At 67.9% G+C, this 25,820-nt stretch carries 21 protein-coding genes, 2 tRNA genes and 1 pseudogene; 13 read left to right on the top strand and 11 right to left on the bottom strand.

The genetic code is table 11. The features are described from left to right. Positions 1–94 precede the first annotated feature (94 nt). Positions 95–970 carry an archaetidylserine decarboxylase gene (asd, locus tag ABC319_RS13595; protein WP_413070741.1) on the bottom strand — a complete coding sequence of 292 codons (876 nt, stop codon included), beginning with the start codon at positions 968–970 and terminating at the stop codon, positions 95–97. Positions 971–1,002: 32 nt separating this feature from the next. Between asd and ABC319_RS13590 the strand changes: the two genes are divergently transcribed. Beyond that, entirely contained in the window at positions 1,003–2,658 is a 1,656-nt protein-coding gene (locus ABC319_RS13590) for an aminotransferase class III-fold pyridoxal phosphate-dependent enzyme (protein ID WP_413070740.1), read from the top strand. 9 nt (positions 2,659–2,667) lie between these two features. On the opposite strand, the gene ABC319_RS13585 is transcribed toward ABC319_RS13590, so the two are convergent. Then, positions 2,668–3,267: a hypothetical protein gene (locus ABC319_RS13585; protein WP_413070739.1), complete on the bottom strand. Its 600-nt coding sequence runs from the start codon at positions 3,265–3,267 to the stop codon at positions 2,668–2,670. A 5-nt stretch (positions 3,268–3,272) separates the two neighbouring features. Next, complete coding sequence (locus ABC319_RS13580) at positions 3,273–3,923, bottom strand: class I SAM-dependent methyltransferase (RefSeq protein ID WP_413070738.1); 651 nt, start codon at positions 3,921–3,923, stop codon at positions 3,273–3,275. A gap of 203 nt (positions 3,924–4,126) precedes the next feature. Here ABC319_RS13580 and ABC319_RS13575 point away from each other — a divergent pair, with 203 nt between their 5' ends. The 5 genes from ABC319_RS13575 to ABC319_RS13555 all read left to right on the top strand — a co-directional run bounded on the left by ABC319_RS13575 (position 4,127) and on the right by ABC319_RS13555 (position 11,824). After that, a complete protein-coding gene (locus ABC319_RS13575; RefSeq protein WP_413070737.1) occupies positions 4,127–5,062 on the top strand; it encodes a UDP-2,3-diacylglucosamine diphosphatase in 936 nt (311 codons plus the stop codon). Between the two features lie 5 nt (positions 5,063–5,067). After that, positions 5,068–6,153 (top strand): glycosyltransferase family 4 protein, encoded by a 1,086-nt coding sequence (locus ABC319_RS13570; RefSeq protein ID WP_413070736.1) that lies wholly within the window; start codon positions 5,068–5,070, stop codon positions 6,151–6,153. Positions 6,154–6,340: 187 nt separating this feature from the next. Continuing rightward, a complete protein-coding gene (locus tag ABC319_RS13565) occupies positions 6,341–8,980 on the top strand; it encodes a TonB-dependent receptor (protein WP_413070735.1) in 2,640 nt (879 codons plus the stop codon). Then, positions 8,980–9,762, top strand: coding sequence for a hypothetical protein (locus tag ABC319_RS13560; protein ID WP_413070734.1), 783 nt, complete (start codon positions 8,980–8,982; stop codon positions 9,760–9,762). Before ABC319_RS13565 ends, ABC319_RS13560 begins: the two co-directional genes overlap by 1 nt. A 94-nt stretch (positions 9,763–9,856) precedes the next feature. Continuing rightward, positions 9,857–11,824 (top strand): methyl-accepting chemotaxis protein, encoded by a 1,968-nt coding sequence (locus ABC319_RS13555; RefSeq protein ID WP_413070733.1) that lies wholly within the window; start codon positions 9,857–9,859, stop codon positions 11,822–11,824. A 22-nt stretch (positions 11,825–11,846) separates the two neighbouring features. Here ABC319_RS13555 and ABC319_RS13550 read toward each other — a convergent pair whose 3' ends face one another. Then, entirely contained in the window at positions 11,847–12,062 is a 216-nt protein-coding gene (locus tag ABC319_RS13550) for a DUF4287 domain-containing protein (RefSeq protein WP_413070732.1), read from the bottom strand. 184 nt (positions 12,063–12,246) lie between these two features. On the opposite strand from ABC319_RS13550, the gene ABC319_RS13545 reads away from it, so the two are divergent. Beyond that, positions 12,247–13,308 (top strand): alpha/beta hydrolase, encoded by a 1,062-nt coding sequence (locus tag ABC319_RS13545; RefSeq protein WP_413070731.1) that lies wholly within the window; start codon positions 12,247–12,249, stop codon positions 13,306–13,308. Between the two features lie 289 nt (positions 13,309–13,597). After that, complete coding sequence (locus ABC319_RS13540; RefSeq protein ID WP_413070730.1) at positions 13,598–14,224, top strand: DJ-1/PfpI family protein; 627 nt, start codon at positions 13,598–13,600, stop codon at positions 14,222–14,224. 193 nt (positions 14,225–14,417) lie between these two features. On the opposite strand, the gene ABC319_RS13535 is transcribed toward ABC319_RS13540, so the two are convergent. Then, the gene (locus ABC319_RS13535; protein ID WP_413070729.1) at positions 14,418–15,704 is read right to left on the bottom strand and encodes a hypothetical protein; all 1,287 of its coding nucleotides are present in this window, start codon (positions 15,702–15,704) and stop codon (positions 14,418–14,420) included. 142 nt (positions 15,705–15,846) lie between these two features. On the opposite strand from ABC319_RS13535, the gene ABC319_RS13530 reads away from it, so the two are divergent. Continuing rightward, complete coding sequence (locus tag ABC319_RS13530; protein ID WP_413070728.1) at positions 15,847–16,182, top strand: TfoX/Sxy family protein; 336 nt, start codon at positions 15,847–15,849, stop codon at positions 16,180–16,182. Positions 16,183–16,412: 230 nt separating this feature from the next. On the opposite strand, the gene ABC319_RS13525 is transcribed toward ABC319_RS13530, so the two are convergent. Beyond that, positions 16,413–16,503 (bottom strand) — tRNA-Ser (locus ABC319_RS13525). A 133-nt stretch (positions 16,504–16,636) separates the two neighbouring features. Between ABC319_RS13525 and ABC319_RS13520 the strand changes: the two genes are divergently transcribed. Further along, positions 16,637–17,524 carry a peptidylprolyl isomerase gene (locus ABC319_RS13520; protein ID WP_413070727.1) on the top strand — a complete coding sequence of 296 codons (888 nt, stop codon included), beginning with the start codon at positions 16,637–16,639 and terminating at the stop codon, positions 17,522–17,524. Between the two features lie 19 nt (positions 17,525–17,543). Here the strand turns inward: ABC319_RS13520 and ABC319_RS13515 are convergent, their stop codons facing one another. The 5 genes and pseudogenes from ABC319_RS13515 to ABC319_RS13495 all read right to left on the bottom strand — a co-directional run bounded on the left by ABC319_RS13515 (position 17,544) and on the right by ABC319_RS13495 (position 22,562). Next, the gene (locus ABC319_RS13515; protein ID WP_413070726.1) at positions 17,544–18,044 is read right to left on the bottom strand and encodes a methylated-DNA--[protein]-cysteine S-methyltransferase; all 501 of its coding nucleotides are present in this window, start codon (positions 18,042–18,044) and stop codon (positions 17,544–17,546) included. Continuing rightward, a complete protein-coding gene (locus ABC319_RS13510) occupies positions 18,041–18,415 on the bottom strand; it encodes an acyl-CoA thioesterase (protein ID WP_413071696.1) in 375 nt (124 codons plus the stop codon). Before ABC319_RS13510 ends, ABC319_RS13515 begins: the two co-directional genes overlap by 4 nt. A gap of 11 nt (positions 18,416–18,426) precedes the next feature. Continuing rightward, complete coding sequence (locus tag ABC319_RS13505; protein WP_413070725.1) at positions 18,427–18,990, bottom strand: DedA family protein; 564 nt, start codon at positions 18,988–18,990, stop codon at positions 18,427–18,429. Position 18,991: 1 nt separating this feature from the next. Then, entirely contained in the window at positions 18,992–21,067 is a 2,076-nt protein-coding gene (locus tag ABC319_RS13500) for a S9 family peptidase (protein WP_413070724.1), read from the bottom strand. A 438-nt stretch (positions 21,068–21,505) separates the two neighbouring features. Next, positions 21,506–22,562, bottom strand: a pseudogene (locus ABC319_RS13495) (IS30 family transposase). Between the two features lie 243 nt (positions 22,563–22,805). Here ABC319_RS13495 and ABC319_RS13485 point away from each other — a divergent pair. From ABC319_RS13485 to ABC319_RS13475, 3 genes are all read left to right on the top strand, one after another. Further along, positions 22,806–23,426: a retropepsin-like aspartic protease family protein gene (locus ABC319_RS13485; protein WP_413070723.1), complete on the top strand. Its 621-nt coding sequence runs from the start codon at positions 22,806–22,808 to the stop codon at positions 23,424–23,426. A gap of 338 nt (positions 23,427–23,764) precedes the next feature. Further along, entirely contained in the window at positions 23,765–25,570 is a 1,806-nt protein-coding gene (locus ABC319_RS13480; RefSeq protein ID WP_413070722.1) for an aminopeptidase P family protein, read from the top strand. Between the two features lie 175 nt (positions 25,571–25,745). Then, positions 25,746–25,820 (top strand) — tRNA-Thr (locus ABC319_RS13475).

Here is a 25,820-nt window from a genome sequence, read left to right as displayed (position 1 = left end):
CCCGGTACCACGACCGAGCGTTCGGTCCGCCGTTCCATGAGGCGCCGCTGTCGATGGATGCCTGGCATGCGCATGAAGCAACCGGCCCGCATCGCTACTGGTCGTAAACCGAAAGGGTCGCAAGCGCTTCACCTGCACGGATCGGGCCACCTTCACGCAGGTCGGGTTCCAGCGTGACGCCTGCCGGCATGAAGACGATGATCGTCGAGCCATGTTCGAACCAGCCCATCTCCTCGCCCTTCGGGTACGAGGCGGCGCAGGAGACCCGGCCCGGGCCCAACTCACGCAAGGTCGCCACCGTATCGATGGCGTGAAGCCGTATCGATGCCACCAGTATCGCTGCGACGGGAACGATGAGCAGCGGCATACCGTCCGCCAGTCGTGCCTCGATAGCGGCACGTTCGTTGCGGCAGAACAGGCGCTCGACCCGCTTGAGTGCGATCGGATTCACGTTCCAGCAGTCGCCGGACATATAGGTCACCGCCTCCACCGTCAGGTCGCAGGGCGCGTGGAAGCGATGGTACATGCCCGCGGTCAGCCGCAACGTGACGAAGCGGCCGCCCGCGAAGCGCGCGACGACCGCCGTATCGGGCATCAGCTCGGACAGGCGATACGGAAAACCCTTCACCTGCCACAACCGGTCGCCCTCGATCGGTCCATGCGCGCCGACGATGGCATCGCAGGGGCTGGCGATGACGCGCGGGTCCGGGTCGAAGCGTCGCGCACCTGGTCGCAGCGCCCGGGTAAAGCCGTCGCGCAGGGATGCGAACCGCACCGTTGCCGAATCGGACAGGTCGACACCCGCGAACAACTGCCACAGCGCGAGCGCCGGCCGCGCGACCAGCGGATGCTCGGCCCGCGCGATCCGGCCGACCATCCGGGTCGCCCAGCGCCGCGGCAGGCGGTTGGTCAGCAGAAAGTTCAGGTCCTCCTGCTGCAGCAGGCGTAGCAGGGTGCGGATCGCTGTCATCGCCCTGTCACCTCGTTGGAGTGGATGGAGCCATGATCCCGATCGTCGCCGGCCTTGCCGCCTTGTCCGCCGGAGCCCTCGCTTTGACCAAGGGCCGCCGCCGCCTCGCATTGTCGCGCGCCAAACATCCGTCGCTCGGCGGCCATGTCCGCATGGCCAGGCGGATCGCAGGGCAGATCCCCTATTTCGCGTACGATGAGGATCGCTTCTTCGCGGTCGACGGCGTGGACGGATCCGTCGCGGACCGGCGACGCGATGGTTTCGCGCGTCTCGGCCACCTGTATGCCGAACGGTTCGCCAAGACGCTGGCGCTGACGCGCGAGGCAAGTGCCCGGCTGTCCGATCTGCAATTCACCGGCGCCTACCGCGTCCCCTTCCCGTTCTGCGCACGCGTGCGCGAGGCGCTGGGAACGGGCGCATTCCTGACCCGCTCGGATGGCCCCTGGGTCGAGGATGTCGACGGCAACCGGCTGATCGACCTGACCGGCTCCTATGGCGTCAACCTGTTCGGGCACGAGGCGTACAAGGCGATGATCGCCGAGGGCGCGGCGACCGCCGCCGCCCTCGGGCCGGTGCTGGGCAGCTATCACCCCGTCGTCGCCGACAACGTCCGCCGTCTGGCCACATTGTCGGGGATGGACGAAGTGTCCTTCCACATGTCCGGTACCGAGGCGGTCATGCAGGCGGTGCGCCTCGCCCGCTATCACACCGGCCGAGATCGCATCGTCCGTTTCGCCGGCGCCTATCACGGCTGGTGGGGAGAGGTGCAGCCCGGCATCGGCAACCCGGTATCCGCCGACCGCACGCTGACGCTCGCCGACCTGTCGGAGCGGACGCTGGCGGTACTCGCCGGCCGGCGGGATATCGCCTGCGTGCTGGTCAATCCGCTCCAGGCGCTTCACCTTAACCGCCCGGCGCCGTCCGACGGGCAGCTGACCGACAGCGGCCGCGCCGCGGGCGCCGACCTTGCCGCCTATCGCGACTGGTTGCACCGGCTGGCCGGTACGTGCCGCGCGGCGGGCGTGGTGCTGATCTTCGACGAGGTATTCGTCGGCTTCCGTCTCGCACCCGGCGGGGCCGCTGCCTATTTCGGCGTGCGGCCCGACATGGTGACCTATGGCAAGACGCTGGGCGGCGGCCTGCCCGTCGGGGTGCTGGCGGGCGGTGCGGCGCTGATGAAGCGATATCGCGACGATCGGCCCGCCGACATCTGCTTCGCGCGCGGCACCTTCAACGCGCATCCCTATGTCATGGGTGCGATGGACGCGTTCCTGCGCCGGCTGGAAAAGCCCGAAACACAGGCGCTGTACGAGGGGCTCGATGCGCGATGGGATGCCCGCGCCGCTGCGTTCAACGCCGCACTGGCGGCGGCGGAGGTGCCGGTCCGCACCGCGCATCTCCAGTCGATCTGGACGATCCTCTATACCCGGCCGGCGGCATATAACTGGATGCTGCAATATTACCTCCGGGCCGAGGGACTGGCGCTGAGCTGGGTGGGCACCGGCCGGCTGATCTTCTCGCTCGACATCGACGATACGCTGTTCGCGGAGATCGTCCGCCGCTTTGTCGCGGCTGGACGGGCGATGGCGGCGGATGGCTGGTGGGACGTGCCCGTCGGCGTCACCGACCGCAGCCTGCGCCGCGCGATGCTGCGGCAGGCCCTCAGCGTACGTCTGGGACGCGGGTGAGGCGACCGCTCAACCCGCGTGCTGCGTGTCGATCCGCTCGCCCCTCAGCAACCGCGCGGGCGCGCCGCGATAGAGCCGATAATCGCTGAAGGGCTCGGTGACGATCTTGGTCGCCCAGACCAGCCCCGTCCCGACGTCGCGGATGACGAACAGCTGCACCGTGCGGAACGCGATGGCGCCGATCCCCAGGAACAGCCAGCCGATGCCGACATGGCGCAGATACGCCTCGATCCCGTCGGGGCGGACCAGCGTGCCGAACAGGGTCGGCTCGGCCAGCAGCACTGCCGGCACCGCGATCCACAGGCTCATCAGCACCCATTTGCGGAGCAGGTTGTAACCGACCTTGATCTCCTCCTTGTGCTGATGGCTGACCCCGTTCTCATGATCGAATCCCTTGGGTTCGAAGAAGAAGTGGCCGGCCTGCCGGCTGGTCATCGCGACGCCCCAGGCCAGCAGGCTGGCCGCCGCCGGATCGACCAGCAGGATCAGATACGCCACGATGAAGGTACAGGCGCTGACGAAATGCAGGCTCTGGTTGACGAGGCTGTGGTGGTAGAAGCGGTGATCGTCCCACCGCTGTTCGGCGAGCTGCGCGCGGAAACCCGTCATGCTGGTCATCCTTTCTGGGCGGTCTTGGCGAAGCGGATCAGCGAGAAATGGCCGAGCGGCGGCAGCGGCCGATGCTCGACCAGCGTCACATCGTCGCGGGTCGCCTCCCACTCGGTATAGCGGCTGAAGGGGAAGTCGGTGCGGAACCCCAGCCGGCTGGTAACCGGCATCAGCGTGCGCTCGATCGCTCCGCGCAGCCCGGCGCCCGCCCCTTCGCGCGTGGTGATGACGATCTCGCCGCCCGGTCGGCAGACGCGCGCGAACTCGTCCAGCGCGCGCTCGGGATGCGGCACCGCGGTCACGACATATTGCGCGACCACCACGTCGAAACTGGCAGCCGCATAATGCAGCGCCTCGGCATCGCCCACGGCGATCGTTTCGACATTGGCCAGGTTCAGCCGGCGCACCCGCTCGCGTGCCTTGTCCAGCATGGGATCGGACAGGTCGATCGCGACGATCCGGCTGGTCCGCGCATATTGGGGCAGCGAGATGCCGGTGCCGACGCCAACCTCGATGATCCGCCCGCCGATCCGGTCGGCCGCGGCGACCGCGGCGGAGCGGCCCTGCCTGAACACCGGGCCGAAGACGAGATCGTAGATCGGCGACCAGCGATCATAGGCGCGTGTCACGCCGGCGGTGCTCATTTCGATGGCCACGTCGCGCGATTCCTCGATGAGAGACGATGTCGTGCGTGTCGCAAGCCTTGGTTGCCGAATTACGACATCGCCGCGTCAGTTCCGCGACGATCGACGAGGATGCAACGCAATTGTCATCGCGACAACATCGAACCTACGCAAAGCTCGATTAGGCGTGGACTGTATGGGAAGGGCCTTGCCGGCTCGTGGGATGGGGAAAAGACATGGCCTCGCTGCCTGTATCCTCGCCGGTCGCGCGGACGCGCCCGGCCGGTGCTTCACGTCGCCTGACGGCATCGCTGCCGCGATGGCTGACCGAAATGGACGATGCCGACCATGGGCCGGCGGCGAAGCGCCGCCGCTATCGCACCATCTTCGTCTCCGACGCGCATCTTGGCACTTCGGGTTCCAGCGCGGCGATGCTGCTCGACTTCCTGAAGCGGCACGAATGCGAGACCCTGTACCTGGTCGGCGACATGATCGACGGCTGGGCGCTCCGCAAGGGCTGGTACTGGCCGCAGGCGCATAGCGACGTCGTGCGCGCGGTGCTGAAGATGGCGAAGCACGGGACGCGAGTGGTATACGTCCCCGGGAACCACGACGAGCATTTCCGCGACTATGTCGGGCTCGAGTTCGGCGGCATCGAACTGCTGCCGGAGGATGTTCACGTCACCGCCGATGGCCGCCGCCTGCTGGTGATCCACGGCGACCAGTTCGACAATGTCGTCCTCTATCACAAGTGGCTCGCCTTCCTCGGTGACGGCGCCTACACGCTGCTCCTCAAGAGCAACGGCTGGGTCAACCGGGTGCGCCGCCTGTTCGGCTATCCCTATTGGTCGCTCGCCGCGCACATGAAGAAGCGGGTCAAGAACGCGGTCGCCTTCATCTCGCGGTTCGAGGAAGTGGTGGCGCATGCCGCTTCTGATCGCGGTGTCGACGGCGTGGTGTGCGGCCATATCCACTCGGCCGAGATCCGCCGCTTCGGCGACATCACCTATTACAACGACGGCGACTGGGTCGAAAGCTGCACCGCGCTGGTCGAGGCGGCGGACGGCACCCTGTCGATCGTCGACTGGGCCGAGCAGACACGTGCGGATACCGAGGCCGCCACCGCGGATGCGCGCCGCCGCACGCTGGTCGCGGTGCCCGATCCGGCTTGACGGCTGTGCGCATCGCGCTGGTCAGCGACGCATGGGCACCGCAGGTCAACGGCGTGGTGCGCACCCTGACGACCACCGTCGCGCGCCTGGCGGAGCGCGGACACGACGTGCGGCTCGTCGTTCCGTCGCAATTCCGCAGCGTGGCTTGCCCCGGCTATCCGGAGATCCGGCTTGCGCTCACGCCCTTCCGGCGGGTGGCGAACATGCTGAGCGGTATCGCGCCCGACGCGGTGCACATCGCCACCGAAGGGCCGCTCGGCTGGGCGGCGCGACGGTGGTGCCTGCGCGAAGGCCGGGCCTTCACCACCTCGTTCCACACGCGTTTCGCGGACTACATGGCGATCCGTACCCGCCTGTCGCCGGCGCTGTTCTGGGCGCCCCTGGACCGCTTCCATCGGCCTGCCGCCCGCGTCTTTGCAGCAACCCCGACACTCGAGGCCGAACTGCGCGCGCGGGGATATGCCTTCACGCACCGCTGGGGGCGCGGTGTCGACGTGTCCGCTTTCACCCCGCACGGCCCGCGGCTGCCCGAGATCACGTCCCTGCCCGCCCCGCGCCTCCTCCACGTCGGCCGGCTGGCGGCGGAGAAGAATGTCGATGCCTTCCTGTCGCTCGATCTGCCGGGCAGCAAGGTGGTGGTCGGCGACGGCCCCGCGCGCGCTGCCCTGCAACAGCGCTTCCCTGACGTCCATTTCATGGGGGCACTCCACGGCGATCGCCTGGCCGCGGCTTATCGCAGTGCCGACTGCTTCGTTTTCCCGAGCCGCACCGACACGTTCGGGCTCGTCATGGCCGAGGCATTGGCCAGTGGCGTGCCGGTGGCTGCCTTCCCGGTGCCGGGACCGATCGACGTGGTGACCGGAACGAACATCGGTGCGCTCGACGACGATCTGCGCAGCGCCATCGTCCGGGCACTCACCGCCGATCGCACCGCCTGCGCCGCCGCTGGCCAAACGTTCGATTGGGAGCGTTGCACCGACCAGTTCCTCTCCGGATTGAGCCCGAAGTGGCAGACAGGTATCGCCACGAGGGCCTCCCCCGAGGCGTTCCCCACGCTTGGCGAACCGGATCTCGCGGCGGCGCAGCGCTGAAGCAGCGCACCGAGGCTTGTTGCCGAGCGGCCGCTTCAAGCGCGTGCCGTGGTCGATTTGACCGGCCGGGCGGGGACCGAGGTTGCAGGCGCGAGACAGCGACGACCGTCATCGAACTGACCCGGTGCCGACGCGTGATCGTCACCCGCATTTTCTAGCGGCGCGATCATCATTTGGGGGAATGTTCATGACCTATCGCCGCTCGCGCGCTTCCATTCTCGTCGCATTGGCCGCGGGTACGATGCTGGCGCCGCCCGTCATCGCGCAGGACGCCACCGCCCGCGACGCGACACCCGGCACGGAGGGCGAAACACCGACCGATGGCGACATCGTCGTCACCGGCCAGCGCCGCGCCCAGAGAGAATCGATCGCCACCAAGCGCGAGGCGTTTGCCGTGGTCGATGCGATCTCGTCCGACGACATCGGCAAGCTGCCCGACCACAATACCGCCGCCGCGCTGCGCCGCATCCCGGGCGTGTCGGTGCAGGAGGATCAGGGGGAGCCGCGCTTTCCCGTCCTGCGTGGCCTTCAGTCGACTTACAACCGCACCACCGTCGACGGTGCGATCGTGTCCTCGGTCGACGAGGGCGGGCGCACGGTGCCGCTCGACATCATTCCCTCGGTGATGGCCAGCCGCGTCGAGGTCATCAAGACGGTGACGCCCGAGAACGACGCCAACGCGATCGGCGGCGTCATCAACATCAAGACGCGCAGCGCGTTCGAGGCGAAGCGCCCCTTCCTGAACGCCCTCGCCTCCTACGGCGTCTACGAGCAGCACGGCGACGTTCGCCACGACAAGCCATCGCTGCGCACCGCCTTCGCCGCGGGGCGCACCTTCGGCGCGGCCGACGAATGGGGGATCGTGATCGGCGGCAGCTACGAGCAGCTCGATTACGACATTCCGCAGGTCGAGTCCGCCTCCCCGTCGGTGCGCGAATATGCCCGCCCGGGCATCGCCGGCGTCACCGCCGGCTCGCCGGTGGACTCCGGCAGCGTCAACGGCAACGGCATCCAGGTGCCCACGCAGGTGCGCCTGTTCTGGTACAATAATTCGAAGAAGCGCTACGGCGGCAACGCCAAGCTGGAATACCGGGTCGCCGATACCTTTCACTGGGAGCTGAGCGGCATCTACGCCAAGACCCAGGACGACGAGGAGCGGATCGAGTTCCGCACCGAGCCGCTCGGCACCGTTGCCAACCAGACCTCGACCAGCGGCAGTTTCGCGCGCGGCCGCAACATCGTCCAGCTCAACCAGCCGATCACCAATCGCGAGATCATCGTCGGCCGCACCGCGTTCGACTGGAAGGCGGCAGACGCCTGGACCGTCGACGGCGACGCGATCTATTCGCAGGGGCGGCTCTACACACCCAACACCTCGATCGAGTTTCGCACACGCGACGCGCAGGGCGCCAACTATGCGTTCAGCTACGACACCAGCGACTTCTATCCGATCTTCACCCCCGCAAACCCCACCGCCAATCGCGATCCCGCCAATTTCTTTCTCCAGCAACAGCGCGACGCGGCGGTGCGGACCTTCGAAAAGAGCGGACAGCTGCGCCTCAACGCCGCCTATGACGATGGCGATCGGATCAAGCTGAAGGCGGGCGGCGTCGCGCGCACCACCCGGCGGCGCTACGACAACAGCCAGATCAACTATACCGCCGGCTCCGGCTTCACCTACACGCTGGCGGAGGTCGACGCACCAGGCCCGGAAAAGCTGATCCAGGATCGCTACCTGCTCACCCCGCGGATCGATGTCGGTCAGGCGATGGCGTTCTTCGATGCCAATCGTGGCCGGTTCGTCACGACCGTGACGCCGCCGACCGGCGACTATCGGCTGCAGGAGGACGTATATGCCGGCTATCTGCAGGGCAGCTACAGGATCGGTGCGCTGACCCTGCTCGCGGGACTTCGCTACGAGCGTACCGAGATCGAGTCGGAGGCGGTGCGGACGCTGCGCGGCGTCCTGACTCCCGTGCAGAACGGTGGCAGCTACGGCAACTGGCTGCCGGGGGTGCATCTGCGATGGGACGCGCTGCCGGACGTCGTCGTGCGTGCGGCCTACACCAACACGATCGGCCGCCCCGACTATGCCTCGCTGGCCGCGTCGGAAAACCTGTCGTTCGACGGCAGCCAGCCGACGCTTTCGCGCGGCAACCCAGACCTGCGTCCGCGCCGCAGCCGCGGCTTCGACGGCACGGTCGAATGGTATCCGCGCGACGGGGTCGTCTCGATCGGCCTGTTCTCGAAGGATATCCGCGACGAGATCTTTACGCTCACCGCCGTGCAGACGCTCGACGTCGGACGCGGGGCGGAGGCGGTGATCGTCACCACGCCGCGCAACGCCAACACCGCTACGATCCGCGGCGTCGAGCTCAACGTCCAGCAGGCGCTCACCTTTCTGCCCGGCGCGCTCTCGGGGCTGGGAGTCAGCGCCAACGCCACCTTCCTCGACACCCGGTTCACCTTCCTGACCGCGGCCGGTCCACGCGAGACCGGGCTGTTTCTTCAGCCCGACGCGACCGCCAACGCGACCGTCTTCTACCAGCGCGGGGCATTCGAGGGACGCGTGTCGTGGAACTATATCGGCGGGTTCCTGGAGACGATCAACGACACCATCCCCAATGCCGACCAGTATTGGAAACACCGCTCCACCTTCGATGCCAATATCAGCTATCGGCTGACGCCCCGCCTGACCCTCTATGCCGAGGGGCAGAACCTGTCGGACGCGGGCCGGCGCGAGCTGACCGGGCCGGGGCGCACCTATTTGCAGGAAGCAGCGGAATATGGCCGGACCTTCTGGGTTGGCGTAACGGCCAGCCTGTGATGCGCATCCTGCTCCTCCTCGCCCCGGCGATCATCGCCGCCCCTTTCGCTCAAACCATCCGGCGGCTGCCCGCGCCGGAGGCACGACAGGGCGCGGCGGTGGGCGCGCGCGACATCTACGCGATCGCGAACTACCGGATCGCCCGCTATGACAAGCGCACCGGCGAGAGGCGCGCCAGCTGGGAGGGTGACAAGACGCGCTATCCGCACATCAACAGCTGCGCCGTGATCGCGCGCGATCTGGTGTGCGCCTCGTCCAGTTATCCGGCGGTCCCGCAGTGGAGCTCGGTCGAGTTCTTCGATCCGGGCACACTGGTCCACCGTCGCACCATCGCGCTCGCCCATGCGCCGGGCTCGCTGACCTGGGTCGACCGGCACGACGGCGCCTGGTGGGCGATGTTCGCCAACTATGATGCCAGGGGCGGCGAACCGAACCGCGATCACCGCTATACCATGCTGGTCCGCTACGACGATGAATGGCGCGCGACGCAGAGCTGGCTGTTGCCGCCGTCGATCCTGGAACGGATCGCCCCGATGAGCATCTCGGGCGGCGGCTGGGGTCCGGACGGCCGGCTCTACGTCACCGGCCACGACCGTCCCGAACTCTACGCGATCACGCTGCCGAAGGGAGGAGCAGTGCTCGACCATGTCGCCACGATCCCGATCGAGGCGGCCGGGCAGGCGATCGACTGGGACGAAGCGGAGCGCGGCGATCTGTACGGTATCGATCGTGCGGGCGGCCAGATCCTCCAGATGCATGTCCCGAACAGCGAAGGCGGGTGATCTCGCCGCCGATGCTGCTAGCCTCCGGCGAAGCATGGCCGCGTCTGCGCCGTCCGTGAGGTTCGGGACCGGCCATCGTCCGACCGGGGGACGCTTGGTTGCCGACGGAATGGCGCGAATTGATCGCCTGTTAACCAACGGGGCGTACGCCGCTGGTCGTGCGCGCTCTCTCCCACCCCTTGGTCCTCCTCCAGATGGCGATCGCGGCGATGGCCTGCGCAGCGCTGACCCTGTGGCCGCCATCCTCCGGCAAGCTGCTCCTGGTCCCCATTGGTGGTCAGAGCGGCGGTGCCGTCGCCAGGACCGCGCTGGCAGGAGGTGCGGCATTGCTGGGACCAGGTCCGTTTCCCGGCTCTCTCGTGGTCGTCGGCGCGCGAGCGACGATCGCGAAAGAGATTACGTCGTGGAACATCATCGTCATGGCGGCCCCACCCGCGGGCTGCGGCGCAGGGGGATCTCCGTCGTGACGCGAACATCCATGATGACGGGACATCGACGGTCGCGCGCGCTTCGGCAAGGCCCGCGGAACGCGCTGGATACCCTTCGCAGACGCGGCGTGCGGGCATGGGCCGCCATCGGCTGGCTGTCGCTCGGTCTTCTGCTGGTTTGCGACGCGGCGCTGCGGGCGGATGCCGCCGTACCGCTGCTGATTCTGGGCGGCAGCCTGAACATCGCGCCGACCATCTTCGCCATCCGCGGATCGTATGACGGCGCGGCGCGAGCGGTCATGGGGACATTGGCGGCGGCGATCCCGGCGATGCTCGTCTTCCTGCTCCAGGGACACCCGTGGCAGATGGACGCGCACATGTACTTCTTCGTCGCCATGGCCGCGCTGGTCGTGCTCGCCGACTGGCGGCCGATCGCCATCGCCACCGCCCTCACCGCCGTCCATCACCTCTCGCTCGAATGGCTCGCACCGGAATGGGTGTTCACCGGTGCCGGCAATCTGGGACGGGTCATTTTCCATGTCGTGGCGGTCGGGCTCCAGTTCGGGGTGCTCACCGCGCTGACCATCCAGCTGCAGCACCTGTTCTCCTCGCAGGAAGAGACGCTGCGGCACGCGCAGGATCTCACCTTGCTTGCCGAGGAAGGCCGCCAGCGGACGGAGCAGGCGATGGAGCAGGCGCGCGCCGCCGAGGCCGAGGCGGCCCGGGAACGCCAGCGCCGGGAAGAGCAGACGGCGCGCATGGCCGTCGAGCGACGTGGAGAGCTGGTCACCCTGGCGAACGAATTCGAGTTTTCGGTGACGTCGATGGTGAAGATCATCGGCGATGCGACCGAGCACCTGCAGACCGCCGCGGTCCAGCTCGAGACGTTCACCGGCGATACCACGCAGGAAGCGAGCAAGGTGGCATCGACGGCCAGCACGGCAGCACTGGAGATCGCGCAAGTGGCTTCCTCGATCCGCGATCTGTCGCGATCGATCCAGACCGTCGGCAGCGCCGCCGATCGCCAGACGGCGCTGACGCTCGCTGCAAGCAACGAAGCACAGCGCAGCGTGCAGACCGTGGCCATGCTCGAGGAACAGGCGCTGGAGATCGAGGGCTTTCTCGACACGATCCGCGCCATCGCGACGCGATCGAACCTGCTTGCACTGAACGCCACGATCGAGGCGGCGCGCGCCGGCGATGCGGGTCGGGGGTTCGTCGTGGTCGCCGGAGAGGTGAAGTCGCTGTCGGTCGAAACCAAGTCTGCGAGCGATCGCATCAGCTCGCTGATCGAAGCGATCCGGGAGGGCGTCGCCGATACCGCCCAGAAGCTGCGCAGCGTAAACGGCGCACTCGGCGAAGTATCGGCGGCGGCGTCCAGCATCGCCGACGTTGTCGACGAACAACGAACCACCGCACGAGGCGTCGATACGGGGGCGGAACGCGTGACCCGCTCCGCCGAGGAGGTCGAATGCCGCATGAGCGGCGTCGCGCAGGCCGCGGGCGTAGCATCGACGTTGTCGGTCGCCGTTCGCACCAGCGCCAGCGATCTGGCCAGCAGCGCGCGCAATCTGCGGCTATCGACCGATCAGTTCGTGCTGTTCCTCAAGGACGACCCCGGCCTGGCAGCTTGAGACCACCAGGACGTCGAGGGCGTCAGCTCTTCTCGGCCAGGGTATGCGCCACGACGGCGTTGGCGTGACCATGCCCCATCCCGTGCTCGTCCTTCAACATCGCAACCAGCTCCATATGCTTCGCGGGAAGACGCTGGCGAACCAGATCCAGCCATTCGCCGATCGGCTTGCCGTACTTCTTCTCGATCGAGGGGAAGTAGGAGGCGGGTCCTTTGACAGCGTCGTCGGCCACGATCATGAGACTCCGGAGAAAGCGAGACGACCGCATCCTCGCTCTGTACGCGGGCGAGCGCAAGCAGAGGCAACTCGACAACCGCGACTCACGATCCTTCGTCCAGCGGTCGAAAGTCCCGTTGACGAACGGCTGTTCATCCGGATCGCAGACGACCTATAAGCACCGGGCAAATCGACGGGAGCGGAAGATGGATCGTCTTGGATGGTTGGTCGCCGGCCTCGGCGTTCTGACGATCATCCTCGGGTTCGCGGCGCTTCCCGCGACCGCCGGTCGGGTGCCGTGGGCGGTACCATCCGACATGGAAGTCGAACGCCGCGAGATTGTGGTCGAGAACAGGGGTGCCCGTCTGGTCGGAACGCTGTTCCTGCCAGCCGGCTACCGGCCTCGCGCTGCGGTCATCGCGCTGCATGGCGCACAGGTACCGTTGCGCACCGATCCGCTCTACCGTCATCTCGTCCAGATCGTGCCACGACTGGGAATGGCGCTGTTCGTCTACGACCGGCGCGGCTCGGGCCTTTCCACCAGCGGTGGCGCAGCGCCCGGCAACTTCGATCTTCTCGCATCGGATGCCGTGGCCGCATTCGGCCGGATCCGGCGCGAGCCGGGCATCGATCCGGCCCGTGTCGGCTTCTGGGGGCTGTCGCAAGGCGGATGGTTGACCTTGCTCGCCGCCAAGAAGGAGCAGCGTGCCGCGTTTGCCGTGGCTGTCTCCGCGCCGATGGCGAGCGCGGATGTGCAGATGAACTTCGCGGTGGCCAACATCCTGCGCGTGGGCGGACAGCCCCAGGCCGTGATCGACCGTGCGATCCGTGCCCGCACCGCGGTGGACGATTACGTCCGGGGGCAACGCAGCCGCAGCGACGCTGCAGCAGCCGAAGCGAGCGTCCGTAACGAGCCATGGTACGACAAGCTGTGGCTGAAGGGTAACATCGACGATCCTGAGTGGAAGCAGCAGATCGAGGCCGACCCGCTGAAGGCGCTGACCGGCTCTCGCGTGCCGACGCTCATCCTGTTCGGGCAGGCGGATCCCTGGGTACCGGTCGCCCCGTCACTGGCTGCCCTTCGATCGCGATCGGCGGATTTCGGGCAGGTCACCGTGCAGGTGATCGACGGCGCCGATCACGCCATGATGCTGGACGTACCGCCTGCCCGCCAGCTGGATACGCACTTCGCCACGCAAGCCGCGCCAGACGCACCTGCCTATTTCGCCCTGCTGGGAGCGTGGCTGAACGCGCATTCACTCCATTGAACACAGGGCCTGCGAAGCGGACGCCCGGAGGCATAAGGTCACGTCCCGGCAACGGACCTTCGTACACACCAGAAGGCGCGACCGGTGCAAGCCAACGGCAAGGCCCACGCATCCGGACGGGCAACTATTCGTCAACGGCGCGTTTGGAGCAGCGGATCGCTAATCGGCCGGAGCTGGCGGAATGGTTCACGTTGGAAGAGGCAACATCGTCGCCCGGCTGCTACTGATCCTCTGCATGGTCATGGCGGCCCCGACATTTGCCGCATCCTCACCGGAGCGGAGTCGTGGAATGGCCGGAGAGCAGACGAGCGCCACCGTGAAGTCGAAGCGCATCGGCATCGTCATCTATGATGACTTCGAGACGCTCGACGTCTTCGGGCCGGTCCAGATGTGGGGTCGCCTGCCGGACCACGAGCTTGTCATCATCTCGCAGGACGGGCGCCCCGCCCGATCCTCGCAAGGCATCATGACGGTCGCGACCCACTCGTTCCGGGATGCACCGGCGCTCGACATACTCATGGTTCCGGGCGGCATGGGCGCGCGCGGGCAGGTGAACAATCCCGTGCTGCTGCAATTCCTGCGCGCGCGCAGTGCCACGGCGTCATGGACCACTTCGGTCTGCACCGGTGCCGCGCTGCTCGCCAAAGCCGGGCTGCTCGATGGGCGCAGCGCGACGACCAACAAGCTGGCGTACGACTGGGCCACCGGCCAGTCGCCGCGCGTACGGTGGCAGCGCAAGGCGCGCTGGGTCGTGGATGGCCCGTTCATGACCTCCTCGGGCGTGTCCGCCGGCACGGACATGGCATTGGCCCTGGTGGAACGCCTGTACGGCCGCGCCGCGGCGGAGCAGGCCGCCAAGACAGCCGAATATGTGTGGAACGACGATCCGGGCAGAGACCCGTTCGCGCTGCCGTGAACGACCGCCCGGCACAGGAAAGTTCGTATTCCGGGCGTTGCCGTTGTCGATCAATGCCGACCGCAAGTGCACACTTCCCGTTGCGATAGTATCGTGGCGCACGGCAGCAAGGACCCAAACTGGAAGCCTAGGTCGGCCAACGCGCTCCCACAACCAGCCGCTGGTTAATCGCGTTCGCTTTAAGTCATCCCGGTTAAACGATCCCGCCGGTGGACTGCCGGATAAGATCCGCGTGAGTGTGTGGCCGTTCTAACATGTCATCTCCGAAGATCGTAGTGCGCAAGCAGCCAGCGGTGGCGATCTCGAGGTCACGAATCGGATCTTGACGGTAGTCAACGTAGTAGCGGTGGTAAACGGACGCCTCATAGATGTTCGGCGCACCACCGTGGATGACACCGGCCCGCAGCTTCGCCAGCCGGCGAGCTCGCGTAGCATCGAAAGAAGCTTCGAGGTGGCTTCCGACAGCGTCGACCATCGCCTGAGTGGCCGCATCTCGATCGCCAAACAGGGCATCCAGCGCGCCGCAAAGAGGGCCGACCCTGGCCGCGGGGTCGCGGACCCATGACCGATAGAAGTATTGAAGTGAGAGGAGCGCCTTTCCGTCGCGGCCATTATCGGATGTAAGCAGCCGGGCGAGCGTCTCCATCCATTCCTGATCTGCAGGGCCGAGCGCGAGATTTTCGCTCAACGCCGGCGTTGCAGCCGCTCCGCTGTGATAGGTGGCAGTGGATCCGAAGCTCATATATCCAGGCGGCACAGCGCGCATGGAGAAGGTGTAGCGTTCCATCGAGTGCGGCAGCAGAGCCAATGCACCTAGGATCGCGTTACGCATCCGGAGGGCTATTTCGCCAACCGGCGCACGTACGCCGAGCCAGCAGGAGGTGTCGGTCAGCGTCATGCCTGCGCGCATCGGGATAGGCGGATGCTTCTCTGGCATCACCTCGTCGGCGTCGTACCATCGGGCCAGTTCCGGTGGTAGCTCGCGTGGCGGAAGAAGAAAGAAGTGATCGCTCCGGAACGGCGCGCTGACGGTGGCAATCGTCACCGGGTAGAGGAAAAGGACCTGAGGAGGAGCGAAGATGGGTGAGCGGTCCATAGCCGAGGCAAGTTCGGCACGTTCCTCGGCCGTAACATGATCCGCGAGCGAGGCGCCGTCGGGAAGCGACAACCAGTCAAAGCGCCAGAGGTCCATCACATCCACCATGAACTTGACCAGCATCTGCTGTAGATCATGGACAGACAGTGATCGCAGGTGCGCCGACGCATTGCGCCGGATAAAAAGCGCCGCGTCGAGTAGCGCGGATCCCTCGAAATGGATTTCTGTTCCGCTGTGCGGTCGTGATACGTGGAAGTTCCCGGCTCCGCTACCGAGCTCGGGCCTCCGGATGATCGACTTAAGGACGAGATCCACGGCTTCGGATGCATTCGTCGATGCGTGTGTCATGTCGGCCACCATGCCGATGCGGCGGTTGCCCGGCAACGCGCGCAGCGCCCCGACCTACAATCGGTCACTTAGCAACACGGGAGTGAATTGCGAAAGCGCCCGCTCGCTCATCGCAGTCGGTGCCGCAGGCGATGGACGTTCCTTGTTCGACGTGGCGCTCGTCTGTTAGGCTGTGTGCATGGCCACCCAGCGGCGTACGATTGACTATTTGATGGGACAGGCGGCCGAAGCGGGCGCTGTCTCGGCCAGGCCGATGTTCGGTGAGTACGGGGTATACGTGGATGGCAAGATGATCGGAACGGTCTGCGATGATCAGCTTTACGTCAAGCCGACAGCGTCCGGTCGCCTCCATGCCGAACCGGTCTCGGAAGCGCCGCCTTACCCGGGCGCCAAACTGAATCTGCTGATCAAAGCTGATCGATGGGAGGATGCCGAGTGGCTCGGCGACCTGCTGCGCATCACGGCGGCAGAGTTGCCGTCACCCAAGCCACGGCAACCAAAGCGGGGCACATAGGCATCTGTGGCGGACTAGGGCCCCGCCTGTAGATCCAGAGCCTGAGATCAAGGGCCTAGCTTGACTGGCCAACCGCAGTGGTTGGATTACCGGCAGGGAATGATCTGCGCGATGGCGCAAGACCACGACCGGAGAACCTCTCCCTCAGCACGATTGCGTGTTTTGTAGGCCGCGGAATGGCGCCATTCGCCGGCGGTTCCCGACTCGGGATTCGCTAGTCATGGACTACTTGGCGGAGCGGGAGGGATTCGAACCCTCGATACGCTTTTGGCGTATACTCACTTTCCAGGCGAGCGCCTTCGACCACTCGGCCACCGCTCCGCATACCCGGGGGTTGCGCCCTAGGCGGGAGTGCGGGCGGACGCAAGGGATTGCGCGATGGGCGGGGCGCGGCCGGCCGCCGTCCTCCCTCCGCGCGATTGCGCCGTGCACGAAGCTGGGGCAGGCTGCGCCGATGCTAGGTCTGCTCGTCGCTGCGCTGCTTCAGGCGGCTGCCCCCGTTCCGCCCGCGGTCGCTCCTGCCGCCGCCGCCAGCTCCTCCCGCGCCGATCCGCTGCCCGAAGACTGGGTCGCGATCCCCGACGACGAGGTGATGGTCATCACGCTCGCGAACGGCGGCACGATCGCGATCCGGCTCGCGCCCTCGCTGGCGCCCGTGCACGTCGCCAATATCCGCAAGCTGGTCGCGGATCGCTGGTGGGACGGGACCAGCGTCTACCGGGTGCAGGACAATTACGTCGCGCAGTGGGGCGACGCGACCGAGAAGAAGCCGCTGCCCGCCGGCATCGTCGCCAATCCGCCGCCCGAATACGAGCGTCCGGGCACCAGCGCGGTGGCGCGGCTGGGGCGGCGCGATCCCTATGCCGACTGGGCGGGCTACAGCCGCGAGGGCTGGCCGCTGGCGGGCAATTTCCAGGCGGAGTGGATGCCGCACTGCTACGGCATGGTCGGCGTCGGTCGCGACATGGCGCCCAGCACCGGCAGCGGGGCCGAGCTGTACGTGGCGATCGGCCACGGCCCGCGCGCGCTGGATCGCAACGTCGCGCTGGTCGGGCGGGTGCTGGAGGGGATGGAGCGATTCTCGGTCCTGCCCCGCGGTACCGGCGACCTGGGCTTCTACAAGACCGAGGGGGAGCGGGTGCCGATCGCCACGGTGCGGCTGGCCAGCGAGCTGCCCGCCGCCGGCCGCCCACGCTACGAGTATCGGCGCACCGACAATCCGCGCTTCACCGCCTGGATTGCCGGGCGGGAGAACCGGCAGCCGCCGTTCTTCGTGGTGCCCGCCGGGGGCGCGGACATCTGCAACGCGCTGCCGCCCGTCCGTCGCGCCGGCGCCGGATAGCGCCGCCCGCGACGGCAGCTCAGATCAGGCGCGGCGCCTCCCCGGTGCCCTCGATCTCCAGCAGCAGCGCCTTCGCCGCCAGGCCGCCCGCGAACCCGGTCAGGGTGCCGTTGCTGCCCACCACCCGGTGGCACGGCACGACGATCGACAGCGGGTTGCGCCCGTTCGCCGCGCCCACCGCGCGCACCGCCGCCGGTCGGCCGATCGCCCGCGCGATCGCGGCATAGCTGCGCGTCTCGCCCCACGGGATGGTCAGCAGCGCCGCCCACACCGCCTGCTGGAACGCGGTGCCGCGCGGGGCGAGCGGCAGGTCGAACGTGCGGCGGGTGCCGGCGAAATATTCCTCCAGCTGGCGCATCGCCGCGACCAGCACCGGCCGGCCCGGATCGTGGACGCCGCGGTCCAGCCGCACGCGCGCGCCGTCGTCCGCCGGCCACAGGATCGCCGCCAGCCCCCGCTCCTCCGCCACCAGCGTCAACTCGCCGACCGGCGATGCCATGGTGGCGAAGGCGGCGCTCATGCCAGGAACGGCGCGGCGATGTCGTCGCGCACCCGCAGCAGCCGGCCGGTCGCGCGGTCGATCAGCGCCCAGGTCGTCACCGCCTCCACCTTCACCCGCCCGTCGGCGCCGGTGAAGCGGACGTGCCGGTCGAACCGCGCGCCCCGCGGATCGCCGACCCAGGTCTCGGCCGTCACGCTCTGCCCCACGGTCAGGTTGCCGCGATAATCGATCGCGTGCCGCGTCACGACCCAGACATAGGCGGCCTGGTGCGCCGCCGGCGCCACCGCCGCCCAGTGCGCGGTCGCGACGTCCTGGATCCAGCGGACCCACACCGCATTGTTGACATGGCCCAGCTCGTCGATGTCGTCCGCCGCCGCGGTGAAGGTCATTGCGAAGCCGCTCACGCGCTCCTCCGCCACCGCCGCACCTGCCCCACCGCCAGCACTCCTGCGACCAGCGCCAGCGCGCACAGCGCCAGCGTCGTCGTGCTCGGCCGGTACCGCGCGACGAGCGCGTCGAACCCGCTGCCGAACCAGTAGCCGATGCTGGTGAAGCCGATGCCCCACACCGTCGCCGCCACCGCGTTCAGCGCCATGAACCGCCCCTGCCGTACCGACGTGGTGCCGATCGCGATCGGGCTGATCGTGCGGACGCCGTAGAGGAAGCGGAAGCCCAGGATGAACACCGTCGGATGCCGCTCGAACGCCGCCAGCGCGCGGGCGAAGGCCGGGCGCGCCATGATCCGCTGCACGCGCGGATGCCGGCGGTACCGGCGGCCCAGCAGGAAGAACAGCTGGTCCGCCACGAACGACCCGGCCACCGCCACCGCCATCGCCGCGGGCAGCGCCACGATCCCGCGATGCGCCAGCACGCCGCCGGTGACGACCACCGTCTCCCCCTCCAGCCCCGCGCCGAAGAACAGCGCGATCAGGCCGTATTGCGCCAGGATCGCCTCGACGCTCACCCTATTCCCCGACGCCCAGCTGCCACAGCACGAACGCGTGCTCCTCGGCGATCTCGCGCAGCGATTCGAACCGGCCCGACTTGCCGCCATGCCCGGCGCCCATGTTGATCTTCAGCAGCAGCAGGTTGTCGTCGGTCTTCACGCTGCGCAGCCGGGCGGCCCATTTCGCCGGTTCCCAGTACGTCACGCGCGGATCGTTCAGCCCGCCGGTGATGAACAGCGGCGGATAATCCTGCGCGACGACATTGTCGTACGGGCTGTACGACCGGATCAGCGCGAACGCCGCCGGGTCCTCGATCGGATTGCCCCACTCCGGCCACTCGCCCGGCGTCAGCGGCAGGTCGGCGTCCAGCATCGTGTTCAGCACGTCGACGAACGGCACGTCGGCCACCACCGCACCCCATAGCTCGGGATCGGAATTGGCCACCGCGCCCATCAGCTCGCCGCCCGCCGATCCGCCGGCGATCGCGATCCGCCCCGCCCCGGTCCAGCCGCCTGCCACCAGCCCCTTCGCCACGTCGACGAAATCGTTGAAGGTGTTGGTCCGCTTCTCCAGCTTGCCGTCGTGGTACCATTGCTGGCCCAGGTCATCGCCGCCGCGGATATGCGCGATGGCGAAGGCGAAGCCGCGGTCGAGCAGGCTCAGCCGCCCGGTCGAGAAGCCCGGTGCCACCGCATGGCCATAGGCGCCGTACGCATAGAGATACAGCGGCCGCGTCCCGTCGCGCACGAAGTCGGCCGGATAGACGACCGACACCGGCACCATCGTCCCGTCGCGCGCCGCGATCTTCACCCGCTCGGTCCGGTACTTCGCCCCGTCGTAGCCCGACGGGATCTCCTGCACCTTGCGCACCGTCAGCGTGTCGGCGGCGACGTCGTAATCGTACACCGTCCCCGGCGTGACCATCGACTCGTATCCCAGCCGCAGCACGTCCATCGCATATTCGGGATTGTCGCCCAGCCCGGCGGCATAGCTCGCCTCCGGGAATGCGATCCGCCGCCCCGCCGCCGGCGCGTCGTACCGGTGGATGGCGATCTGGTCGAGCCCGTCCTCGCGCCCCTCGACCACGAAGAAGTCGCGGAAACACTCCACCCCGGTCATGTAGAAATGCGGGTCCGGCGCGATCAGCTCGGTCCACTCGCCCGGCCGCCCGACCGGGGCGGTCACCAGCCGGAATTGCGGATCGGTGTCGTTGGTGTGGATGAACAGCGTGCCGTCATGCTCGTCCAGGTCGTATTCGCGCCCCTCCAGCCGGGGCGCGACCATGATCGGCGTCGCGGTGGGATCGCCCGCGGGCACCAGCCAGATCTCGGTGGTATTATGGTCGCCCGTCGCGATCACGATCCAGTTGCGCGCGCTCGTCTCGCCAACCGACACGCGGTATCCCTCGTCCGCCTCGCGATATAGCTCGATATCGTCCGCCACCGGCGTGCCGATCCGGTGCAGCCGCGCATTGTCGGTCCGCCACTGGTCGTTGGCGACACCGTACAGGAAGCCGCTGTCGTCGGCGGTCCACACGATGTCGGACAGCATGCCCGGGATCGTGTCGGGCAGGTCCCGTCCGGTCGCCAGGTCCTTGACCCGCACTGTGAAGCGCTCCGCCCCGCTGTCGTCGATCGCATAGGCCAGCAGGTGCCCGCCATTGCTGATCGCGAACGCGCCCAGCCGGAAATATTCCTTCCCCTCGGCCAGCGCCGGTTCGTCGAGCAGCAGCTCGTCGGCACTGCCGTCGTCGACCGCGCCGACGGGGCGGCGCCACCATTTGCGATACTGGCCGCCGGTCTCGAACGCGGTCCAGTACAGCCAGTCCCCGTCCTTCTGCGGCACCGAGGAATCGTCCTCCTTGATGCGCGCCTTCATCTCCTCGTACAGCCGGTCGACCAGCGGCCGGTGGGGCGCCATCACCTCCTCGAAATAGGCGTTCTCCGCCTTCAGGTAATCGAGCACCGCCGGATCGGTGACCTCCGGATAGGCGGGGTCCTTCAACCAGGCATAGGGATCCTCCACCCGCTCGCCGTGAACGGTGAAGACATGCGGCCGCCGCTCGGCGACGGGGGGCGTGGGGGAGTCGGTCATCACCCCGCCCATAGCGCGCCCGCGCGACTTCGACAGCGCTTTCCGCGCCCGCCCGACGACCCGCCGCACTTCTCCCCGCCCCACCGCCGCAACACGCGCCACGCCCGTCCATCGCTCATCCCCCGCCGCCCACCTACCGTCATCCCCGCGAAGGCGGGGATCCATACACGCCAAGGTCGAGACTCCCTCGCCGACGACAGCGTCTCTGGATCCCCGCGTCCGCGGGAATGACGACGGATGGTCTCGGACGACTCTCGCCCATGAACGACGACGGTGAAGGCGAACGCCAGCCATTACTCCTTGCAACACCCTCCCCGACGCCCAACCCAATTGTCCGCACGAAAACCGTTCTCTCCCAAAGAACCCGCCGTTCTCCCCGGCCTAACCACCCTCCCCCGAAGAACCTACCGTCATTCCCGCGCAGGCGGGAATGTGGATTCACGTTTGAAGTGCACCGGTTGAGAGGTTGAGGAATGCCTCGGCGGGTGTTTGGAAGTCGAGGCATTTTCGAGGTGTGTCGTTGAGTCGGGTGGCGTAGGCGCGCAGTTGGGCGGGTGAGAGGGTGTCGAGGTTGGTTTTGCGGGGCAGCAGGCGCCGCAGGCGACCGATGGTGTTCTCGACCCCGCCCTTCTGCCAGGGGCTTCGCACATCGCAAAAGAAGGTCTGCAGTCCAAGGTGCCGCAGGCGATGGTGTTCTGCGAACTCGGTCCCATTGTCGAAGCTGATGGTCCGTCGCAACGGCTGGGGCATGTCGCGGAGCTGCCGGGCGATGCGCCGAGCGGTCATCGATGCCCTGCGATGAGGCGGTTGGTCGAGCATGGTGAAGCGGGTGGTGCGCTCGTGGAGGACGAGGATGTTGTCGCCGTAGCGCGAGAACAGCATGTAATCGGCTTCCCAATGGCCCGGCTGACGTCGGTCCTGTGCCGCGGGCGGGCGTTCGTGGATGGAGCGGCGGTGCTTGATGAAGCTGGCGGGACTGCCGCCTTGCAGGCGGTGTCGTCCGCGGCGCGACTTGGCGCGGGGCAGCAGGCGGTGCCAGTAATCCTTCTGCGCCGAGCGGTGATAGACGAAGCGGTAGATTGACTCATGACTGATGACGGTGCGACCAGCCTCGCGCGCCAGTCGGCCGGCGATCTGCTCGGGCGGACGATGCGTCAAACATGCCCCCGGCATGTTTGCGGATCGGCAGGCGATCCGACCGCATCATCCCCATCGCAAGGCTTTGCCTGACGCGGTCCCGCAGGTCCGGCTGGCGCACCAGCTTGAAGCGGCAATCCCATCGCCGCCGTCGCTGTGCCAGTTCCTGCGCCCGCACAGGCGCATAGCCGCCGGACCACATCCTGGTCATGCGACTGTTGCGCCTCACCTCTCGGCTCACCGTCGTATGGCTGCGTCCGATCGCCGCCCCGATACGACGCCACGACCATCCTGACGCCCAAAGCCGGGCGATCTCTATCCGCTCATCGAGGCTGAGCTGCCTGTATCCCTGTCCCATCGCGCCGCCACCCTATCGGTGGTGCACTTCTTTCGTGAATCCGTCGAATCCATACACGCCAACATCGAGGCTCCTGCGCCGACGGCAGCGTCTCTGGATCCCGCCTGCGCGGGGATGACAACAGGGTAAGGTCACCTCCGCCGGCCTGCGCCGCCTGCTGCCACGACTTCGGCCTAATCCCCGCCGCGCGCCACCACGCCCCCCTTCACATCCCGTACAGCCCGCCCCAGCTATACCGGCACCATGCTCCCCACCCCCGGGTCCGCCCCCGTTCCCTACATCATCGCCGCCGCGATCGTGGCGGTGATCCTCGTCGCTCGCCGGGTGCCGCTCCTCGGCGGGCTGGTCCGCATCGCGACCTGGGGGGCGCTGGCGCTGCTCCTCGTCACGGTGCTGGGCGAGCGGGCGATGTTCGATCCCTATCTCGCCCGCATCGCCACCTTCCTGAAGCTGGAGGACCAGCGCGTCGTCGGTGATACGATGCGGATCAGGATGAGCCCCGACGGCCATTTCTGGGTCCGGGTCAGGATGGGTGGTATCGACCGTCGCATGCTGGTGGACAGTGGTGCCACCGTCACCGCCGTCTCGACCGGCACCGCCGCCGCCGCCGGGCTGACCCCGGGCGACGGCATCGTGCCCGTCCTGCTGCGCACCGCCAATGGCACCGTCCAGGCGCAGACCGCGACCGTCGACGAGCTTCGCCTCGGCAACATCGTCGCGCGCGACCTGCCGGTGGTCGTCTCGGCGTCGTTCGGCGACATCAACGTGATCGGCATGAACTTCCTGTCCCGCCTGAAATCCTGGCGGGTGGAGGGCGATACGCTGATCCTCGAACCGCACCACCCCCAGGCGGTCGCCGGCTGACGCCTGTCCTACCCGGCGGGCTTCCGGTATGACCGGCACCATGGCCGCGCCCGCCCCTTCGTCATCACCGCACCCGCCCGCGGCGCTCGTTGTCCGGCAGCGCCGGTACGGCCCTCGACATTCGCGGATCCTCAACGTTCGATCCGTCGCAACCCGCAACTTCCTCAACATTCGCGCGGGCGGCGACCACGCCTCAACGTTCGCCGCTCCCGGGGTTCGACCTCTCGCAACTCGCAATTCCCTCAACATTCGCGACCGCGCCTCAACATTCGCGACCCTCAACGTTCGCCCCCTCGCACTCCGCAACTTCCTCAACATTCGCGCCTGAAAGATCCGTCATGACCGACCATGCCGCCCGCCTCGCCGCGCTTCGCGACCAGCTCTCCCGCCAGCAGCTGGACGGCTTCGTCGTCCCGCTCACCGACGAGCATCTCAGCGAATATGTCGGCAGCTATGCCCGGCGGCTCGGCTGGCTGACCGGCTTCGGCGGCTCCGCCGGCACCGCCGTCGTCCTTACCGATCGCGCGGCGATCTTCATCGACGGCCGCTACACGATCCAGGTGCGCGAAGAGGTGGCGGCGGCCGACTGGGACTATGTCGGCATTCCCGAACACTCGATCGCCGGCTGGCTCGCCGATCATGCCGCGGCCGGCGCCCGGATCGGCTACGACCCCTGGCTCCACACGGCCGCCTGGGTCGCCGCCACCACGCAGGCACTGGTCGCCCGCGATGCGACTCTGGTGCCGGTCGATGCCAATCCGGTCGACGCGATCTGGACCGATCGACCCGCCCCCTCGCCCGCCCCCCTCGCCGTGCAGGGCGACGCGGTCGCCGGTGCGACCTCCGCCGCCAAGCGGGCCGACCTTGCCGACTGGCTGGCACGACAGGGCGCGGACGCGATCGTGCTGTCGGCGCTCGATTCGATCGCGTGGCTGCTCAACATCCGCGGCGCCGATGTCGACCACACGCCCGTCGCCCTCTCGTTCGCCATCGTCCACGCCGACGGTGCGACCGATCTGTACGTCGCGCCCGGCAAGGTCGGCGACGCGGTGCGCCAGCATCTTGGCAATTCGGTGCGCATCCGCGACCGTGCCGCCTTCGCCGACGCGCTCGGGCGTTTCGGCGGCCGCCGCGTGGCGATCGACCCGAACGGCGCGGTCGCTGCGATCGGCGACGCGCTGACCGCGGGGGGTGCGACACTGGTGGCACAGCGCGATCCCGTGCTCCTGGCCAAGGCGATCAAGAACCCCGTCGAGGTCTCCGGCCACCGTGCCGCCTCGCTGCGCGACGGTGCCGCGCTGACCCGTTTCCTGCACTGGGTGGAGACCACCTGCCCGGCCGGTACCGAGACCGAGCTGTCCGCCGCCGACCGCCTCCTCGCCTTGCGGCAGGAGACCGGGCTGCTGATCGACACCAGCTTCTCGACCATTTCCGCGACCGGCGCGCACGGTGCCATCCCGCACTACCACGTCACCGCGGAATCGAACGCGCCGATCCTGCCGGGCCAGCTCTTCCTGATCGATTCCGGTGGCCAATATGCCGACGGCACCACCGACGTCACCCGCGTCATGCCGATCGGCGCGCCTACCCCCGAAATGCGCGACCGCTTCACCCGCGTGCTGAAGGCGCATATCGCGATCGCCACCGCGGTCTTCCCCGACGGCACCGTCGGCGGCCACCTCGACGCGTTCGCCCGCCGGCCGCTGTGGGAGGCGGGGCTCGATTACGGCCACGGCACCGGCCATGGCATCGGCGCCTCTCTGTCGGTACACGAGGGGCCGCAGCGGATCGCCGCGCCCAACTATCCCGGCGGCCAGTCGCTGGAGCCGCTGCGCGCCGGCATGATGCTCTCGAACGAGCCCGGCTATTACAAGGCGGGCGAGTACGGCATCCGGATCGAGAACCTCGTCCTCGTCGAACCCCGGACGATCCCGAGCGGCGATCCCGATCGGGCGATGCTCGGTTTCACCACACTCACCCTGGCACCGATCGAGCGGACGCTGATCGATCCGTCGCTACTGACCCGGGCCGAACGGGAGTGGGTCGATGCGTATCACGCGGGCGTGGCGTCGTCGCTGTCGCCCGTGCTGTCGTCGGCGGACGCCGCGTGGCTGGCGGCCAAGTGCGCCCCGCTCCCCTCCTGATCCGCCACCCCGCGCGCCTGCGTCTTGCGACGGCGCAGGTTCGCCCGCAACTGCGCCGCCAGCCGTTCCGCGCGTTCGTCCTTGTCCACCATGATCTTGTCCTACCCCCGTGCCATTCGCCTTGACAATCACCGCCACCTCCGCTCTAGGCGCGCTTCCGTCCGAACGGGCGAGTGCTGCCGTAGCTCAGTGGTAGAGCGCATCCTTGGTAAGGCTGAGGTCGTGAGTTCAATCCTCACCGGCAGCACCA

This window comes from Sphingomonas phoenicis, assembly GCF_047238005.1.
Lineage (GTDB): Bacteria > Pseudomonadota > Alphaproteobacteria > Sphingomonadales > Sphingomonadaceae > Sphingomonas.
Note: the sequence above shows the minus strand (reverse complement) of the source record. Positions and strands in the feature narration are given on the sequence as shown.